Source organism: Zhihengliuella alba, assembly GCF_039538765.1.
Classification (GTDB): domain Bacteria; phylum Actinomycetota; class Actinomycetes; order Actinomycetales; family Micrococcaceae; genus Zhihengliuella; species Zhihengliuella alba.
This window is the reverse complement of sequence record NZ_BAABCJ010000001.1, coordinates 123,403-140,211: the sequence shown is the minus strand read 5'-3', so window position 1 is coordinate 140,211 and position 16,809 is coordinate 123,403. Positions and strand designations below refer to the sequence as shown.

General features: G+C 69.4%; 18 protein-coding genes. 1 reads left to right on the top strand and 17 read right to left on the bottom strand.

The window, feature by feature from the left end; all coding sequences use genetic code 11:
• The first annotated feature begins 197 nt into the window (after window positions 1-197).
• A complete protein-coding gene (locus ABD784_RS00660) occupies window positions 198-401 on the top strand; it encodes a cold shock domain-containing protein (protein WP_344878504.1) in 204 nt (67 codons plus the stop codon).
• Window positions 402-494: 93 nt separating this feature from the next.
• Here ABD784_RS00660 and ABD784_RS00655 read toward each other — a convergent pair whose 3' ends face one another.
• The 17 genes from ABD784_RS00655 to thrB all read right to left on the bottom strand — a co-directional run bounded on the left by ABD784_RS00655 (window position 495) and on the right by thrB (window position 16,799).
• Complete coding sequence (locus tag ABD784_RS00655) at window positions 495-920, bottom strand: DUF2550 domain-containing protein (RefSeq protein WP_344878501.1); 426 nt, start codon at window positions 918-920, stop codon at window positions 495-497.
• 7 nt (window positions 921-927) lie between these two features.
• Window positions 928-1,212: a F0F1 ATP synthase subunit epsilon gene (locus ABD784_RS00650; protein ID WP_344878498.1), complete on the bottom strand. Its 285-nt coding sequence runs from the start codon at window positions 1,210-1,212 to the stop codon at window positions 928-930.
• Between the two features lie 2 nt (window positions 1,213-1,214).
• Window positions 1,215-2,675 carry a F0F1 ATP synthase subunit beta gene (gene atpD / locus ABD784_RS00645; protein ID WP_344878495.1) on the bottom strand — a complete coding sequence of 487 codons (1,461 nt, stop codon included), beginning with the start codon at window positions 2,673-2,675 and terminating at the stop codon, window positions 1,215-1,217.
• A gap of 52 nt (window positions 2,676-2,727) precedes the next feature.
• Window positions 2,728-3,621, bottom strand: coding sequence for a F0F1 ATP synthase subunit gamma (locus tag ABD784_RS00640; protein WP_344878492.1), 894 nt, complete (start codon window positions 3,619-3,621; stop codon window positions 2,728-2,730).
• A 72-nt stretch (window positions 3,622-3,693) separates the two neighbouring features.
• Window positions 3,694-5,331: a F0F1 ATP synthase subunit alpha gene (atpA, locus tag ABD784_RS00635; RefSeq protein ID WP_344878489.1), complete on the bottom strand. Its 1,638-nt coding sequence runs from the start codon at window positions 5,329-5,331 to the stop codon at window positions 3,694-3,696.
• A gap of 103 nt (window positions 5,332-5,434) precedes the next feature.
• Entirely contained in the window at window positions 5,435-6,247 is an 813-nt protein-coding gene (locus tag ABD784_RS00630; RefSeq protein ID WP_344878486.1) for a F0F1 ATP synthase subunit delta, read from the bottom strand.
• Window positions 6,247-6,798, bottom strand: coding sequence for a F0F1 ATP synthase subunit B (locus ABD784_RS00625; protein ID WP_344878483.1), 552 nt, complete (start codon window positions 6,796-6,798; stop codon window positions 6,247-6,249). The genes ABD784_RS00630 and ABD784_RS00625 overlap by 1 nt, the downstream gene beginning before the upstream one ends.
• 54 nt (window positions 6,799-6,852) lie before the next feature.
• On the bottom strand, window positions 6,853-7,065 hold the full coding sequence (gene atpE, locus ABD784_RS00620; protein ID WP_344878480.1) for an ATP synthase F0 subunit C: 213 nt from the start codon (window positions 7,063-7,065) through the stop codon (window positions 6,853-6,855).
• 86 nt (window positions 7,066-7,151) lie between these two features.
• A complete protein-coding gene (gene atpB / locus ABD784_RS00615) occupies window positions 7,152-7,961 on the bottom strand; it encodes a F0F1 ATP synthase subunit A (RefSeq protein WP_344878477.1) in 810 nt (269 codons plus the stop codon).
• Window positions 7,962-8,040: 79 nt separating this feature from the next.
• Window positions 8,041-8,289, bottom strand: a complete 249-nt coding sequence (locus tag ABD784_RS00610) for an AtpZ/AtpI family protein (RefSeq protein ID WP_344878474.1) — start codon at window positions 8,287-8,289, stop codon at window positions 8,041-8,043.
• On the bottom strand, window positions 8,286-8,840 hold the full coding sequence (locus ABD784_RS00605; RefSeq protein ID WP_344878471.1) for a hypothetical protein: 555 nt from the start codon (window positions 8,838-8,840) through the stop codon (window positions 8,286-8,288). The genes ABD784_RS00610 and ABD784_RS00605 overlap by 4 nt, the downstream gene beginning before the upstream one ends.
• A gap of 48 nt (window positions 8,841-8,888) precedes the next feature.
• Window positions 8,889-10,064 (bottom strand): MraY family glycosyltransferase, encoded by a 1,176-nt coding sequence (locus tag ABD784_RS00600; protein WP_344878468.1) that lies wholly within the window; start codon window positions 10,062-10,064, stop codon window positions 8,889-8,891.
• An 11-nt stretch (window positions 10,065-10,075) separates the two neighbouring features.
• The gene (locus tag ABD784_RS00595) at window positions 10,076-10,879 is read right to left on the bottom strand and encodes an L-threonylcarbamoyladenylate synthase (RefSeq protein ID WP_425582898.1); all 804 of its coding nucleotides are present in this window, start codon (window positions 10,877-10,879) and stop codon (window positions 10,076-10,078) included.
• A 54-nt stretch (window positions 10,880-10,933) separates the two neighbouring features.
• Window positions 10,934-11,809: a peptide chain release factor N(5)-glutamine methyltransferase gene (prmC, locus tag ABD784_RS00590; RefSeq protein WP_344878462.1), complete on the bottom strand. Its 876-nt coding sequence runs from the start codon at window positions 11,807-11,809 to the stop codon at window positions 10,934-10,936.
• Between the two features lie 3 nt (window positions 11,810-11,812).
• Window positions 11,813-12,898 carry a peptide chain release factor 1 gene (gene prfA / locus ABD784_RS00585; RefSeq protein ID WP_344878459.1) on the bottom strand — a complete coding sequence of 362 codons (1,086 nt, stop codon included), beginning with the start codon at window positions 12,896-12,898 and terminating at the stop codon, window positions 11,813-11,815.
• A 215-nt stretch (window positions 12,899-13,113) separates the two neighbouring features.
• The gene (rho, locus tag ABD784_RS00580) at window positions 13,114-15,483 is read right to left on the bottom strand and encodes a transcription termination factor Rho (RefSeq protein WP_344878455.1); all 2,370 of its coding nucleotides are present in this window, start codon (window positions 15,481-15,483) and stop codon (window positions 13,114-13,116) included.
• 281 nt (window positions 15,484-15,764) lie between these two features.
• A complete protein-coding gene (thrB, locus tag ABD784_RS00575; RefSeq protein ID WP_425582923.1) occupies window positions 15,765-16,799 on the bottom strand; it encodes a homoserine kinase in 1,035 nt (344 codons plus the stop codon).
• Window positions 16,800-16,809 lie beyond the last annotated feature (10 nt).

The window sequence follows — 16,809 nt, the reverse complement described above, 5'->3', positions numbered from 1 at the left end:
TCGCCGGAGACCCTTGCCGAGGTCACCACCGTGTGTGAGTCTGAAGCCAGTCTTTGTGTTGGTTGTATCGATCCCGCAAAGCACTATGCGGGTGGGAAACATCGCTTGTTGCGGCCTCGGGACTAATCCCTGGCCGACTCCCCCGCCTCTGCCGGCGAAAAGGTTGCCGGCAGCGACATCTCGATCGGGAGGAAAGTATGGCTCAGGGAACCGTGAAGTGGTTCAACGCTGAAAAGGGCTTCGGCTTCATCACGCCGGACGGCGCGGATCAGGACGTCTTCGTGCACTACTCGGAGATCCAGACCCAGGGGTTCCGCACGCTGGACGAGAACCAGCGCGTGGAGTTCGAGATCGGCGAGGGGACCAAGGGTCCCCAGGCCACGGGCGTCGTCGGGCTCTAGCGGCCGCAGACAGACCGAAGGGGTGGGAACGGTTCGTCCGTTCCCACCCCTTCGGTCTGTCACTTTCCGGGTCCTGCCCGTCGGTGCCGTCGGCTACCGCCAGGTGCCGATGCCGACCACCGGACCCGCCTCGAGCCACGCGCTCAGCCCGGTGTAGGCCCCGTAGTTCATGGCGAGGTCGAAGCGGTCGCCACCGTGCTCCAATCCGACCACGATCCAGCCTCCGGGCAGCTTCGTGGCCTCCGCGCCCTGCGGCTCGCGCCACCCGTGGATCTCGAGCTTGCTGCGCCGGAAGCGGTGCCGCGGTATCGGCGAGAGCGAGTAGAGCGACATGAACTCGAGCTCCTGCTCCGCATAACGACAAACCCCCATCCGCCAGCGTCCGGAGACGAGGCAGATGGAGGCGTCGAAGGTGCCCAGGGCGCCCCGCAGCTGCGACCGGCGCAGCAGCAGGGCACCCACCATCAGCACGACCGCGACAGCGGCCAGGATGATGATCAGCAGTCCGAGGTCGTTCAAGGCCGGACTATCGGTTTCCCGCTGTCGCGGCCTCGTCGAGCTGGGCGTTGTCGGCGACGATGACCACGCGGTTGTTGTCGACCGAGAAGAACCCACCGTCGGCCTGGACCGTGATCCGCGAGCCATTCACCGGAGTGATCTCCAGCTGGCCGGCCTCCATCACCGCGAGGACCGGGGTGTGGCCCGGCATCACGCCGATGTCGCCGTCGCTGGTGCGCGCCTTGACCAGAGTCGCTGCGCCGGACCACACGAAGTGGTCCGCGGCGACGATTTCGACTTCGAGTTCGGCCATGGCTACTTGGTCTGTTCCTGGATCTTGGCCCACTGGCGCTCGACGTCGTCGAGACCGCCGACGTTGTAGAACGCCTGCTCGGCCACATGGTCGAGCTCGCCGTCGCAGATGGCCTTGAAGCCCTCGACCGTGTCCTTGAGGGAGACCGTCGAGCCCTCGACGCCGGTGAACTGCTTGGCGGTGTAGGTGTTCTGCGAGAGGAACTGCTCGATGCGGCGGGCACGGGCGACCGTGACCTTGTCCTCCTCGGAGAGCTCGTCCACACCGAGGATCGCGATGATGTCCTGCAGCTCCTTGTTCTTCTGGAGGATCTGCTTGACGCGCACGGCCACGTCGTAGTGCTCCTGGCCCACGTACTGCGGGTCGAGGATGCGCGACGTCGAGGTCAGCGGGTCGATGGCCGGGTAGAGGCCACGCGACGCGATCGCACGCGAGAGCTCGGTGGTCGCGTCGAGGTGCGCGAACGTGGTCGCCGGCGCCGGGTCGGTGTAGTCGTCGGCGGGGACGTAGATCGCCTGCATCGAGGTGATCGAGTGGCCCTTCGTCGACGTGATGCGCTCCTGGAGGAGGCCCATCTCGTCGGCGAGGTTCGGCTGGTAGCCCACTGCGGACGGCATGCGGCCGAGCAGCGTCGAGACCTCGGAGCCGGCCTGCGTGAAGCGGAAGATGTTGTCGATGAAGAGCAGCACGTCCTGGTTCTGCACATCGCGGAAGTACTCCGCCATGGTCAGGGCCGAGAGGGCCACGCGCAGACGCGTTCCCGGCGGCTCGTCCATCTGACCGAAGACGAGGGCCGTGTCCTTGAGAACGCCCGCCTCCTCCATCTCGACCCAGAGGTCGTTGCCCTCACGGGTACGCTCGCCGACGCCGGCGAACACCGAGGTGCCGCCGAAGTTGCGGGCGACACGGGTGATCATCTCCTGGATGAGCACCGTCTTGCCGACGCCTGCGCCGCCGAAGAGACCAATCTTGCCGCCCTTGATGTAGGGGGTGAGCAGGTCGATCGACTTGATGCCGGTCTCCAGCATCTCGGTGGCGCCCTCGAGGTCCGCGAACTTCGGGGCCTTGCGGTGGATCGTCCAGCGGTCGCTGGCCTGGATCTCGGATGCCTCGACGTCGAGCGGCTCGCCCAGGACGTTGAAGATGTGGCCCTTGACGCCGTCGCCGACGGGGACGGAGATCGAGGCGCCGGTGTCGACCACGACCGTGCCGCGGACCAGGCCGTCGGTGGCCTGGAGCGAGATGGCGCGGACCAGGTTGTCACCGAGGTGCTGGCTGGTCTCGAAGGTCAGGGTCTTGGTGACGCCATTGAGCGTCACCGTGGTGGTCAGTGCGTTGTAGATGGCGGGGAGGGCGTCGGCCGGAAATTCGACGTCGACGACCGGACCGATCACGCGCGCGACGCGGCCGGTGGCACCGGCGCCCGCGGCTGCGGTTCCCTGCTCGTTCAGTTGGGCAGTCATGTCTCTCACTTCGCTCGTGTAAATAGCGGGGGGTTACGTGTTGTTCGGCTGGCTAGGACGCGTTCAGTGCGTCCGCACCGCCCACGATCTCGGTCAGTTCCTGCGTGATCTCGGCCTGGCGGGCGTTGTTGCGAAGTCGCGTGTACTTCTTCACAAGCTCGGAGGCGTTGTCGCCGGCGGCCTTCATGGCGCGCTGGCGTGCGGCGAGCTCGGAAGCGGCCGCCTGCAGGAGCGCGGCGAAGATCCGGGACTCGACGTAGCGCGGCAGCAGAGCGTCGAGGACCTGCTCGGGCTCCGGTTCGAACTCGTACAGCGGAAGCAGGTCGGAGCTGTCCGTCGTCTCCTCCTCCACGACCTCGAGGGGAAGGAGGCGCGTGACGACCGGCTCCTGCACGACCATCGACTTGAACTGCGTGTAGACCACGTGGATCTCGTCCACGCCGCCGTCCTCGTAGTCGCCGACGAAGTCCTCGAGCACGGCTGCGCCGAGCTCACGGGCGATGTCGAACGCCGGGTTGTCGGTTCCGCCGGTCCAGACCTTCGCGTAGTCGCGCCCACGGAAGTCGAAGTACGCCTGCGCCTTGCGGCCGACCAGGTAGAACTTGACCTCCTTGCCTTCCTCCCGCAGGAGTTCGGTGAGGGCCTCGGCCCGCTTGAGGACGCTGGACGAGTAGGCTCCGGCCAGACCGCGGTCGGACGTCAGGACCACGACCGCGGAGCGACGCGCCTGCGTGTGCTCCTTGGTCAGCGGGTGCTCGATGTCCGAGGCGGACGCGGCAGCAGAAACAGCACGGGTGATCGCGTTGGCGTAGGGCAGGGAGGCAGCCATCCGGCTGCGCGCCTTGCCGATACGGGAAGTGGCGATCAGTTCCATCGCCTTGAAGATCTTGCCCATCGACTGCGTCGACGCGATCTTCTGGCGGTAGACCCGAATCTGGGCTCCCATGTTTTTCCTTTCCTTGTCCGCTGCCCGGGCGGGCCGACCCTCGGGGCCGGCCCGCCCGGGCGGCGGCCGATGTCAGCGCTTCTGCTTGACGATCTTTTCCTGGCCGACGGCGTCCTCAGCGAGCGGGGCGTGCTCCTCGTGGCCGGGGCCGACGAGCTTGTCGTCGCCCTCGCCCAGGAAGCCCTTCTTGAACTCGGTGATCGCGTTGTTCAGCGCATCGACGGTCGAGTCCTCGATCTTGCCGGTCTCGGCGAGAGTGGTGAGGATGCTGGTGCGATGACGCAGGTAGTCGAGGAAGTCGCCCTCGAAGCGGCGCACGTCGGCGACCGGGACGTCGTCGAGGTGGCCGTTGGTTCCGGCCCAGACCGACACGACCTGCTCCTCGACGGGGAACGGGTTGTACTGGCCCTGCTTGAGCAGCTCCATCAGGCGGGCGCCACGGGTCAGCTGCTGCTTCGAGGCGGCATCGAGGTCCGAGGCGAACATGGCGAAGGCCTGCATGTCGCGGTACTGGGCGAGCTCGAGCTTCAGCGTGCCGGAGACCTTCTTCATCGACTTCACCTGGGCGGCGCCGCCGACGCGGGACACCGAGATGCCCACGTCCACGGCCGGGCGCTGGTTGGCGTTGAAGAGATCCGACTGCAGGAAGATCTGGCCGTCGGTGATGGAGATGACGTTCGTCGGGATGTAGGCCGAGACGTCGTTCGCCTTGGTCTCGATGATCGGCAGTCCGGTCATCGAGCCGGCGCCCAGCTCGTCGGAGAGCTTGGCGCAACGCTCGAGCAGGCGGGAGTGCAGGTAGAACACGTCGCCCGGGTAGGCCTCGCGTCCCGGCGGGCGGCGCAGGAGCAGCGACACGGCGCGGTATGCCTCGGCCTGCTTCGACAGGTCGTCGAACACGATCAGGACGTGCTTGCCGCCGTACATCCAGTGCTGGCCGATCGCCGAGCCGGCGTACGGGGCCAGGTACTTGAAGCCGGCCGGGTCGGACGCCGGCGAGGCCACGATGGTCGTGTACTCGAGGGCACCCTGGTCCTCCAGCGTCTGGCGGACGCCGGCGATGGTGGAGGCCTTCTGACCGATGGCGACGTAGATGCAGCGAACCTGCTTGTTGACGTCGCCCGACGCCCAGTTGGCGCGCTGGTTCAGGATGGCGTCGACGGCGATGGCCGTCTTGCCGGTCTGGCGGTCGCCGATGAGCAGCTGGCGCTGGCCGCGGCCGATCGGGATCATGGCGTCGATGGCCTTGATGCCGGTCTGCAGCGGCTCGTGGACCGACTTGCGCTCGGTGACGCCGGGCGCCTGGAGCTCGAGGGCGCGGCGGCCCTCGGCCTGGATGGGGCCCTTGTCGTCGATGGGGTTGCCGAGGGGATCGACCACGCGGCCGAGGAAGTTGTCGCCGACGGGGACAGAGAGGATCTGTCCGGTCCGCTTCACCTCCTGGCCTTCTTCGATGCCGGCGAAGTCCCCGAGGACCACGACGCCGATCTCGCGGGTGTCGAGGTTCTGGGCCAGGCCCAGCGTGCCGTCCTCGAATTCAAGAAGTTCGTTGGCCATGACGGAGGGAAGACCCTCCACCTTGGCGATGCCGTCGCTTGCCGTGGTGACGCGACCGACCTCGACACGATCTGCTGCGCCCGGTTCGTAGGACGCCGCGAACTCGGTCAAGGCATTGCGGACGTCATCGGCATTGATGGTCAAATCGGCCATCTGCAGTCCCTGCTCTCCTGTGTTCTGTCGCCTTCCCTGGTGACCCAGAGCGACGACCTGATGTTTGATTCAGTCTGAATGCGGCGGGTGGGCGCCGGAGCGCCTAGCCCGCCACCTTGCGGCGCAACTCGTTCAGGCGCGAAACCATGGTCGCGTCCAGCACCTCGTCGCCGACGGCGACGCGGATGCCGCCGATGAGGTCGGGGTCCACGCTGACGTTGACCGTCAGCGTACGACCGTATGCGTTGTTCAGTCCGGCCTGCAGCCGGTTGACCTGGTCCTCCGTCAGCGGACGGGTGACGCTGACATGCGCGATCCACCGCTGCTGCCGTGCGGCGACCAGCTCGATGAACTGGTTGACCAACTCGGCCGGCTTCAGCCCGCGCGGGGCCGAGACGGCCTGGCGGATCAGCAGCCGGGCGGCTTCGCCGGCCCGCGGGACCAACTTCAGCGCCAGTGCTGCCTTGGCGTCGCTACCGGCCTGCGGCTCGTCGAGGGCTCGCTGGAGATCGTGGCTGGAGCCGACGATCTCCGTGAACGCGAAGAGCTCCTCCTCGAGCGCGCTGAGGCCCTCGGCTCCGCCGTGCCGCTCTGCAACCGCCACGGCGACGGTCGCCGCCAGGGTCTCCAGTGCGTCACCGATGTCGCGTGCCGAGCGCCAGCGCGCCGCGGCAAGGTCGGCCGCAACGCCTTCCGCCGTGGCGGAGACCCTGCCGGCGACGAGCCGCGACACCAGCGCAGCCCTGCCCTTGCCGTCGCGTGCCGGATCGGTCACGGCGCGGCGCAGACCGGCGTTGCTGTCCAGCAGGCCCAGGATGGAAAAGAGGTCCTCGGCGAGCGACAGGTCAGCGTCGGCCAGAACCGGTTCCAGCCGTGCCTGCGCCGCCGCCAATGACTCGCTCGATACGCCTGCCATTACTTCGATGCACCTGCACTCTGCTGAGTCTCGAGATCAGCCAGGAAGCGATCCACGACGCGAGCCGCGCGGGCGTCGTCGTCGAGCGACTCTCCGACGATCTTGCTGGCCAGCTCCGTGGCCAGCGTGCCGACCTCGGTGCGCAGCGACGTGATCGCGGCGTTGCGCTCGGCCTCGATCTGGACGTGGGCCTGCTCAGTGATCCGAGCGGACTCCGAAGCGGCCTTCTCCTTCAGATCCGCGAGGATCTGGGCGCCCTCGGCGCGGGCCTCCTCGCGGATGCGGTTCGCCTCCGCACGAGCGTCCGTGAGCTGCTGCTTGTACTCGTCGAGTGCGGCGTTGGCCTCGGCCTGAGCGGCCTCGGCCTTGGCGATACCGCCCTCGATGGCCTCTGCACGTTCCGCGTACGTCTTCTCAAACGCAGGGACGACGTACTTGGTCACGATGAAGAGCAGCACTGCGAAGCCCAGCGTGGTGACCAGGATCTCCCACACATTGGGGACCAGCGGGTTTGAGGCCTCGCTGGCAGCATTGAGAACTGCCTCGTTCATACTTCACCCGTCTTTCTGAAGAGTGTCTGGACTGACTTTGGGTTCAGCCCGGGGTCAGCTCCAGACGAAGGCGAACACGAGGCCGAGGATGGCGAGCGCCTCGGTGAAGGCGAGACCCATGAAGGCCAGCGGCTGGAGGACGCGCTGTGCCTCCGGCTGACGGGCGACGCCGTTGATGAAGGCTGCGAACACGAGGCCCACGCCGATGCCGCCGCCGATGGCGGAGAGGCCGTAACCGATCGCATTGAGGCTGCCGGAGATTTCCATTGTTTTCCTTTCACGATGCCGTCTCGGTCGGACCGATCGGGCAGGTTGGTTGCGTTAACGTCGACCCCCGCGAAGAGGGACAGCTATTAGTGGGCCTCGGAGATCGAGCCCTGGATGTAGACGGCGGTCAGCAGGACGAAGACGTAGGCCTGCAGGACCTGGATGAAGATCTCGAAGAGGTACATCCCCACGCCGCCGGCCATGGTGAGCACGCCGAGCGCCGGGACGACGCCCGAGGTCTGGGTCAGGAGGAAGGCCGAGCCGGAGGCGGCGAGGGCGATGATCATGTGACCGGCGAGCATGGTCGCGAAGAGACGCAGGGAGTGCGTCAGCGGGCGGACCACGAAGTTCGAGACGATCTCGATGATGACCACCGGGACGAGGAAGGCCTTCGGCACGCCCGAGGGGACGACGGCCACCTTGAAGTAGCCGATGCCGTGCGTCCGGATTCCGAGGACGATCCACAGGATGTACACGAAGCCGGCCAGTGCGTAGGCGGTGCCCACGTGGGAGGTCGTCGGCAGCTGCACCAGCGGGATCGAGCCCATCAGGTTGTTGACCAGGATGAAGAAGAACAGCGACACCAGCACCGGGACGTAGGGGCGGAAGTCCTTCTCGCCGATCAGGTCCTTGCCGACGCTGTTGCGGACGAAGTTGTAGCTGTACTCCCCGAGGAACTGGAACTTGCCCGGGACCATCTGGCCCCGGCGCGACGCGGCGACGAGGAACCAGGAGATCAGGACGACGGAGAGCAGGACCAGCAGCATCTGCTTGCCGAATCCCTCGCCGTAGTGCGCACCCCACGGAAGGATCTCCGGAAGGTGCAAGTCATCAATCGTCGGGGGAACGAATCCCTCGGATTCGTTGGTAGCCGCCGGAAGCGCAAGCGCGATCAACGCGTTTCCTCTCTGCAGTGTCCGTCTTTGGGCATATCAGTGTCCGTCGGGTGATCGCACGGACGTGTACTTCGTGAAGTCATTGGGAGGCGGTGTCGCCGCGGTCTTGGCGCTGCCGGTAGGCCTTGCGGTGCTCGTTCGCCAGCAGGCATCCAGCCACGGCACCCAGGAGGGCACCGGCGATCCAGATCCAGCGAGTTTGCAGCAAGAAATCCAAGCCCCAGCCTATCAAACCGAAGGCCAGCAGCCCGCCAACGCCGTAGTTGATGAATTCGCGGGTCCACGAGCCGTTGGTCGGCTCGCGCTGGACCAGACGGTTGTCCTTCATCCTCGGTCCCCTCCGTCCGCCGGAGCGGACTCGTCGTCGTAGAGCTGGAAGCGGAATCGCGCGAAGACGGTCAGTTCCGTCGCCTGCCACACGACCACGCCGGCGACGCCGCCGATGAGGAACCACAGCCGGTCGAGCCAGGCGGGGGCACCGAGGAGGAACACCACCGCGCCGAATCCGACCACCTTGATGAGGTAGCCGAACATGAAGGCGCCCAGGGCGGCCCGGGGGTTGCGGCGCCCGACCACGTGGCCGATCAGCAGAGTGATCCCGAAGAAGACGAGGACGAGCGCGACGGCGCCCACGGCGCTGAGCGCGGCCTCGCCGCCGGCGGCGATGGCGCCCGCCGCGGCCAGCACGAGGGCGATCCCCGCCGAGGCGATCGAGCAGACGCGCAGCAGCTTCAGCCACGGCTGCGGGGTCTCCCCTGCCGCGCGCTGCATGTGCACGCCGTGCTGCTGCGGAGCGGTCCTGCCCATGTACGTCCCGTCGGTCTGGTCCTGGCGGAGAAGTCTGGTGCGGAGAGTGGCGGCCCGAGTGGCCCGCCGCACGGCACCGGATCAATTCTACAGTACGTAGAGCATCCGGCGCGCGCCCGGTCAGCCGTCGGCGTCGTCCGGGGTCTCGGGGCGCGTCGGGTGCTGGGGCCGGTCGAGGCCGGCGGCGTGGCGCCTCTGCGCCACGCCGCGGCGCAGCCACGGGCGCATCGTCAGGTAGGCGGCCCCCACGGCGAGCAGCAGGTCGACGGCGACGATGGTCTGCCAGTCGAACATGCGGAAGATGAACGCCACGGACCCGAAGGCCACGATCGCCGACCAGAGGTAGAGGACCAGGACGGCCTGACGCTGCGTGTAGCCGCCGTCGACGAGTTTGTGGTGGAGATGCCCGCGGTCCGCGGAGAACGGCGAACGGCCGTGCGCGGTGCGCCGGATGACCGCCAGGGCGAAGTCGAGCAGCGGGAGCAGGATCACCGCGACCGGGAGGATGATCGGCATGTAGGCGGGGACGTTGCGGAAGCGGTAGCCCTCCTGGGCGCCGACGTCGGCGGTCACCATGATCGCCGCGACGGACATCATCAGGCCGATGATGAGGGCGCCGGACTCCCCCATGAAGATCTTCGCGGGGTTGAAGTTGTGCGGCAGGAAGCCCAGGCAGGCGCCGAGCAGCAACGCCATCAGCATGGCCGCGAAGTTCGAGTGGTCGTACTGGTTGATGGTGCGGGCCAGGGTGTAGCAGTAGATGAAGAAGGCCGTGGCGCCGATGACCGCGACGCCGGCCGCGAGCCCGTCCAGGCCGTCGACGAAGTTGATGGCGTTCATGGTCAGGACGATCAGGAACACCGTGAGCGCGAACTGCAGCGGACCCGACTGCACGCCGATCCACCCGACGGGCATCGCCTCCAGGCGGATGCCCGAGAACGCCACCACCGTGCCGATGCTGACCTGCCCGATGAGCTGGACGTACCAGCGCAGGTCCAGCAGGTCGTCCACGATGCCCAGCACCAGGGCCAGCAGGGCGCCGACGAGGACGCCGACCGCCGGACGCGGGTCCGCGAACGAGCCCTGCAGGAAGTCCATCCGCGAGGCGACCCCGAGGCCGACCAGGATGGCGATGATCATGGCGACCCCGCCGAGCTTGGGGATCGGGACGCTGTGCACGTCGCGGTCCCTGATCGACGACGCTGCGCCGATCCGGAGCCCGATGCGCCTGACGAGCGGCGTCAGCGCGAACGCCGTCACGAACGAGAGCGCGATCAGGACGAGGTATGAGGACATGCGGGGCCGGTCTACCGTTCCGTCGTCTCGGGCGCGCCCGCATCGGCGTCGTCGGCCGGGACAGTGCTCTCCGGCACCGCTGGGCCCGAGCCGTCGGCGTCGCTCGCGGGCGCGTCCCCGTGCTCGACGTCCGCGTCCGCGGCTCCGGCGGGCTTCTCTCCGAGGCCGAGGAGCTCCGGGACGACGCGGCGGAGGTCGTCGAGGTCGATCGCGCCCTGGCGGACGACGGCGGGAACCTCGCCCGTGAAGTCGACGATGGTGGACGGCAGCGCGTCCTGCCCGCCCGGGCGGCGCTCCCCGTCCCCGAGGTAGACGGCGACGGCCTCGCCGAGCTGGTCCTCGGCCTCGTCGATGCTCGCCGCCGCCGGCTTCCCGGATCGGTTGGCGGAGGAGACCGCGAGCGGGCCGACGGCGCGGAGCAGCTCGAGCGCGACCTCGTCGTCCGGCATGCGGAGGGCGACCGTCCCCTTGGTCTCGCCGAGGTCCCAGGTCAGGGACGGCTGGGCGTGGAGGATCATGGTCAGCGCACCGGGCCAGAACTCGGCGGCGAGCTTCCGGGCGGCGTCCGGCACGTCGGTGGCCAGGCCGTCCAGCGTCTCCGGCCGCGGGATGAGCACCGGCGGGGGCATGGTCCGGCCGCGGCCCTTGGCCGCCAGCAGGGTGGCGACGGCCTGCGGGGAGAAGGCGTCGGCCGCGATGCCGTAGACGGTGTCCGTGGGGAGTACGACGCACTGTCGGGCCGCGAGGGCCTCCCGGGCGGCGTCCAGACCTGCGGTGCGGTCAGCGGCGTCCTGGCAGTCGAATCGTGAAGTCACGAGATGCATTCTCGCACGTTCTCCCGGCGATCCCCGGGAACCGCGGGGCTCGATTCAGGCGTCCCGGCGGACGGCCGACGTGCAGCGCGGCCTCCCGGTGAGATCGCGGTGCCCGGCGACCGAGGTCCAGGCCCCGGCCGCGCGGAACATGTCCTGCATGGCGGCCTCCTGCACCTCCGCGTGCTCGAGCGCGACGAAGCCGCCGGGCACGAGGAGGCGGGCCGCCGTGCGCTCGACGGCCCGGGGCAGCTCCATGCCGTCGGCGCCGCCGCCGTAGAGGGCGAGCGAGGGGTCGTGCTCGCGCACCTCGGGGTCCACGGGCACGGCGCCGTCGGGGATGTAGGGCGGGTTGGAGACGACGACGTCGACCGAGCCGTCGAGGTCGCCGAAGGCCGTGCGGAGGTCGCCGAGACGCAGCTCGACGCCGTGCGGGGCGAGGTTCTGCTCGGCCCAGGCCGCGGCGTGCTCGCTGAGCTCGACCGCGTGGACGCGCGCCGCGGGCAGCTCGGAGGCCACGGCGGCTGCGACCGCACCGGAGCCCGTGCCGAGATCGACGACGACGGCGCTCCCCCGCCGCTCGATGACGGCGGCGGCGGCCTCGATCGCCAGGCCGGCGAGCTCCTCCGTCTCGGGTCGCGGGACGAAGACGCCGGGGCCCACGCGCAGTTCGAGGTGACGGAAGTACGCGACCCCGGTCAGGTGCTGCAGCGGCACGCGGGCCGCCCGCTCGTCGACGAGCGCGTCGATCCGCTCAGCGTCGTCGGCCGCGAGGACGTGGCCGGCGAGTCGGAGCGCGCCGATCCGGCCGCGGCCCACGCCGAGGACGTGCGCGGCCAGGAGCTCGGCATCGGTCCGCGCCGAGGGCACGCCGGCCGCGGCGAGGCGCTCGGCGCAGTGCCCGAGGAACGGGTCCAGGCCCGGTGCCGGCACGGCCTACTTCTGCGCTTCGTCGCCGATGGCCGCGAGGCGCTGGGCCTCGTCCATCTCGATGCAGGACTGGATCACGGGCTCCAGCTCGCCGTTCATGACGGTGTCGAGGTTGTACGCCTTGTACCCCGTGCGGTGGTCGGCGATCCGGTTCTCCGGGAAGTTGTAGGTGCGGATGCGCTCGGAGCGGTCCATGGTGCGCACCTGGGAGGCGCGCACCGCGGAGTTCTCGGCGTCGATCTGCTCCTGCTGGTGCGCGAGCAGGCGCGAGCGCAGGACGCGCATCGCCGCCTCGCGGTTCTGGAGCTGGGACTTCTCGTTCTGCATGGCGACGACGATCCCGGTGGGCAGGTGCGTGATGCGCACCGCCGAGTCGGTGGTGTTCACGGACTGGCCGCCCGGGCCCGAGGACCGGTAGACGTCGATCTTCAGGTCGTTCGGGTGGAGGTCGATCTCCTCCGGCTCGTCGACCTCGGGCAGGACCAGGACGCCCGCGGCGGACGTGTGGATCCGGCCCTGGGACTCCGTCACGGGGACGCGCTGGACACGGTGGACCCCGCCCTCGAACTTCAGGTGCGCGTAGACGCCCTCCGCCGGGTCGTTCGAGCCGCCCTTGATGGCCACCTGGGCGTCCTTGTAGCCGCCGAGGTCGGACTCCGTGTAGGAGATCAGCTCGGTCTTCCAGCCCTTGGTCTCGGCGTAGCGGGTGTACATGCGCAGCAGGTCCGCGGCGAACAGCGCGGCCTCGTCGCCGCCCTCGCCGCCCTTGACCTCGAGGATCACGTCCCGCGCGTCGTTGGGGTCGCGCGGGATCAGCAGGCGGCGCAGCTTCTCCTCGGCGGCCGGCAGCGCGGCCTCGAGCTCCTCGGCCTCGGCCGCGAAGTCGGGATCCTCGTCGGCCATGGTGCGCGCGGCCTCGAGGTCCTCGCTGATCTGCTTCCAGCGCTTGTGCGCCTCGACGATGCCGTTCAGCTGCGCGCTGCGCCGCCCCAGCTTGCGAGCCTTCGCCTGGTCGGCGTAGACGGCGGGGTCGGACAGCTGCTTCTGCAGCTCGGCGTGCTCGTCGAGCAGGCCCTGGACGGACTCAAACATCACTCACTTCTTTCCGTTTCGCCCGGCGTCGGCGGTTCTGGCGGCGGCGCCTCCGGCGCGTGGCTGCGCGCCTGTCTAGTGTATGCGGTCGGTGCGCGGCCGCCGTCGTGCCCCTGACGGCCCCCGGCGGGCCGGAGGGCGGGCCCGACGGCGTTAACGCGCAAGCGCCCGGAGCCGCACCCCGCGCGGGGTGCGGCTCCGGGCGCGCTGCGTCGCTAGTTCTCCGACTTGGAGGCCAGCGTGGTCTTGCTGACCGTCATCAGGAACTCCGCATTGGACTGCGTCTCCCGGATCTTGGTGGTCAGGACCTCGAGGGCCTGCTGCGTGTCGAGGCCGGAGAGGACGCGGCGCAGACGCCACATGATCTTGACCTCGTCCTGCGAGAGCAGGTTCTCCTCGCGACGCGTGCCGGACTCGTTGACGTCGACCGCCGGGAAGATGCGCTTGTCCGCGAGCTTGCGGGACAGGCGGAGCTCCATGTTGCCGGTGCCCTTGAACTCCTCGAAGATGACCTCGTCCATCTTGGACCCGGTCTCCACCAGTGCGGTGGCGAGGATGGTCAGCGAGCCGCCGTTCTCGATGTTGCGGGCGGCGCCGAAGAACCGCTTGGGCGGGTACAGCGCGGACGAGTCCACACCGCCGGACAGGATGCGGCCCGAGGCCGGGGCGGACAGGTTGTACGCGCGACCGAGGCGGGTCATGGAGTCGAGGAGCACCACGACGTCCATGCCCATCTCGACGAGGCGCTTGGCCCGCTCGATGGCCAGCTCGGCGACCGTGGTGTGGTCGTCGGCCGGGCGGTCGAACGTCGAGGCGATGACCTCGCCCTTGACCGAGCGCTGCATGTCGGTGACTTCCTCGGGACGCTCGTCCACGAGGACCATCATGAGGTGCACTTCCGGGTTGTTCAGCGTGATCGCGTTGGCGATGGACTGCAGGACCATCGTCTTGCCGGCCTTGGGCGGGGACACGATCAGGCCGCGCTGGCCCTTGCCGATCGGGGCGACCAGATCGATGACGCGGGGTCCGACGAGCTTCGGGTCCGTCTCCAGGCGCAGGCGCTCCTGCGGGTAGAGCGGCACGAGCTTGTTGAACTCGACGCGGCTCTTGTTGTCCTCCGGAGCCTTGCCGTTGATGCTGGTGAGCTTCACCAGGGCGTTGAACTTCTGGCGCTGGTTGCCGGCGTTGTTGTTGCTCTCGCCGTCGCGCGGGGCGCGGATGGCGCCGACGACGGCGTCGCCCTTGCGCAGGTTGTACTTCTTGACCTGGTTCAGCGAGAGGTAGACGTCGTTGGAGCCGGGCAGGTAGCCCGAGGTCCGCAGGAACGCGTAGTTGTCGAGGACGTCGAGGATGCCCGCGACCGGCAGGAGGACGTCGTCCTCGGTCAGCTCGGTCTCGTCGACCTCGGGCTGGTTGCCCCGGCCGCGGCCGCGACGACGCTCGTTGCGGTCGTTGCGGTTGTTCTTGCGGTCGTTGCGGTCGTTGCGATCCGAACGGTCGTTGCGGTCGCCGCGCTCGTTCCGGTTCCGGTTCCGGCGGTTGCGGCGGTCGCCGCGATCGTCGTCGTTCCGGTCGCCGTTGTCGCCGCCCTGGTCGGAGTTCTGCTTGACCGGCTCGGCGCGCTGGTCGTTGCTGCGCTGGTCGTTACTGCGCTGATCGTTGCTGCGCTGGTCGTTGCCGCGCTGGTCATTGCGCTGCTCCGACTCGCTGTCGTCACGCTGACCGCGACGGCTGCGTCCACGGCGGTTGCGACCGCCGCGATCGCCCTGCTCGTCGTTGTTCTCGTCGCGGGCGGACTCCCGCTCGGAGCCGGCGTCGGCCTTCTCGGAGCCGTCGCTCCGGGCAGAGCTCTTGGCGTCCTGCGAGGTCTCCTTGGCCTGGCCGTTGCTCGCATCGTCCGGGGTCTGGCCGGAGGTCTCGGCGCGTGCCGAGTCATCGGACTGGCCGGAGGCCTCGGACTGGACGGAGGTATCGGTCTGCGCGGCCTCGGCCCGGCGGGATCCCCGGCGTCCGCGGCGGCCACGGCCGGCCGCGTCGTCGGAGTCGGCGGGGGTCTGCTCGGCGGCCGGCTCCTGGGGAGCCGACTCCTTCGCCGGCTCGACGGCCGGCGTCTCGGCCGCTGCCTGCGGCTCCGCGGCCTTCTGGTTGCGGCGTCCGCGGCTCGGGCGCTTGGCCGGGGCCTCGGCGGCGTCGTCGTCGGAGCCCGTCGTGGCGGCGGGTGCGTCGGCCTCGGCGGCCTTCGGCTTCGTCGCGGCCTTGGTGGCCCGGGACTTGGCCGGAGCCTTGGTCCCGGCGGCACCCTCGGCGCCCGACTGCTCGGCGCTCGACTGTTCAGTGGTCGACTGCTCGGTGGTCGGCTGCTCGGCGGACGCATCGGCGGGCTTCTTCGACCGGTCGGCGACGGCTCCGCCGCGCTGATGGTCGGCGATGGCCGTCACGAGGTCCGACTTGCGCATGCGGCGGGCGCCGGTGATGCCGAGCTGCGACCCCAGGGCCTGGAGCTGAGCCAGCTTGAGTCCGGCCAGGCCGGTGTTGTTGGCGGATGTCTTTTCCACGCCTGCTTCGAGGCTCGTGGTTTCTGTCACGAAGGTTTCCTTCTCCCTCGTCGGGCGGGTCAGGTCAGATCTGGCCCGCGTCATGGTGTCTCGTCAGGCACACGTAGATGGTGGTGCCTGACCTATGTCGAGAACACGCCGCGATGGGCGTTCGGACTCACGCGTGTCCGGCCAGAGGCGAATGCACTGAACACCGTCGACGGGCATCGGGGATGCCCCTGGACGTCTGGGCGGCGAGAGCCGCATTGGGCCGGAGGGAAATCATGGATGGAAGACCGATGCTCGTTCGCATCGCCAGCATGATCTGGCCGCTAATGCCTCTCAACCATAACACCCGAGGGGCTCAGGCCCGGAATCTCCACACGCCACGATCCGGACCCGGCGTCGAACTCGCCCGCGCGGACCCGCCCGGCCAGCTCCTCGGCCTGTTCGGTCCCGTGCGCCAGGACGAGCACGGTCGGCCCCGCCCCGGAGACGGTGGCCGCGTGCCCGGCGTCGCGCAGGGCGGCGATGAGCCGACTCGACTCCGGCATCGCCTCGGCCCGGTAGTCCTGGTGCAGGAAGTCGCGGGTGCCCTCGTGCAGCAGGGCCGGCGCAGTGGTCAGCGCGTGGATCAGCAGGCCGGCCCGGGCGGAGTTCGCCGCCGCGTCGGCGTGCGGGACGCTCTCCGGCAGCAGTCCACGGGCGGCACGGGTGGAGAGCTCGACGTCCGGGATCGCGACGACGGGGACGACGTCGGCCGACAACGGAAGTCGGTGCGTGCGCATCCGTCCGCCCTCGGTGAGGGACAGGGTCAGGCCGCCGTACACCGCCGGCGCCACGTTGTCCGGGTGCCCCTCCAGGCGGGCCGCCTCCTCGAAGAGGGAGTCGCGGCCGTCCAGCGAGGAGCGCACCTCGGCCGGGAGCAGCGCGTCCGCCGCCGCGAGGGCGGAGACGATCGCCGCGGCCGAGGAGCCGAGGCCGCGGCCGTGCGGGATCCGATTCGTCGCCCGGATCTCCAGGTCCGCGCCGACGACGCCGAGCTGCGACCAGCGGTCCAGGATCGTGCGGGCGATCAGGTGCGTCTCGTCGTCGGGCAGCGACTCGGCGCCCTCGCCCGTGACCAGCACGCGGACGCGGGCCTGCGGCGTCGTCAGCTCCTCGTAGAGCGCCGCGTCCTCGGGGGCGGGGTCCGCGCCGGATCGACCGTCTCCGGCCTGGCCGTCGCGGGCGAGGGTGCGGACGTCGAGCGTGTCCGTCAGGTCCAGCGCCAGGCCCAGGCTGTCGAAGCCCGGGCCCAGGTTCGCGCTGGTGGCGGGGACGGTGATGGTGACGTGCTGGCCGGTCCGGATGCCCGGCGCCTCCACGGGTGCCACG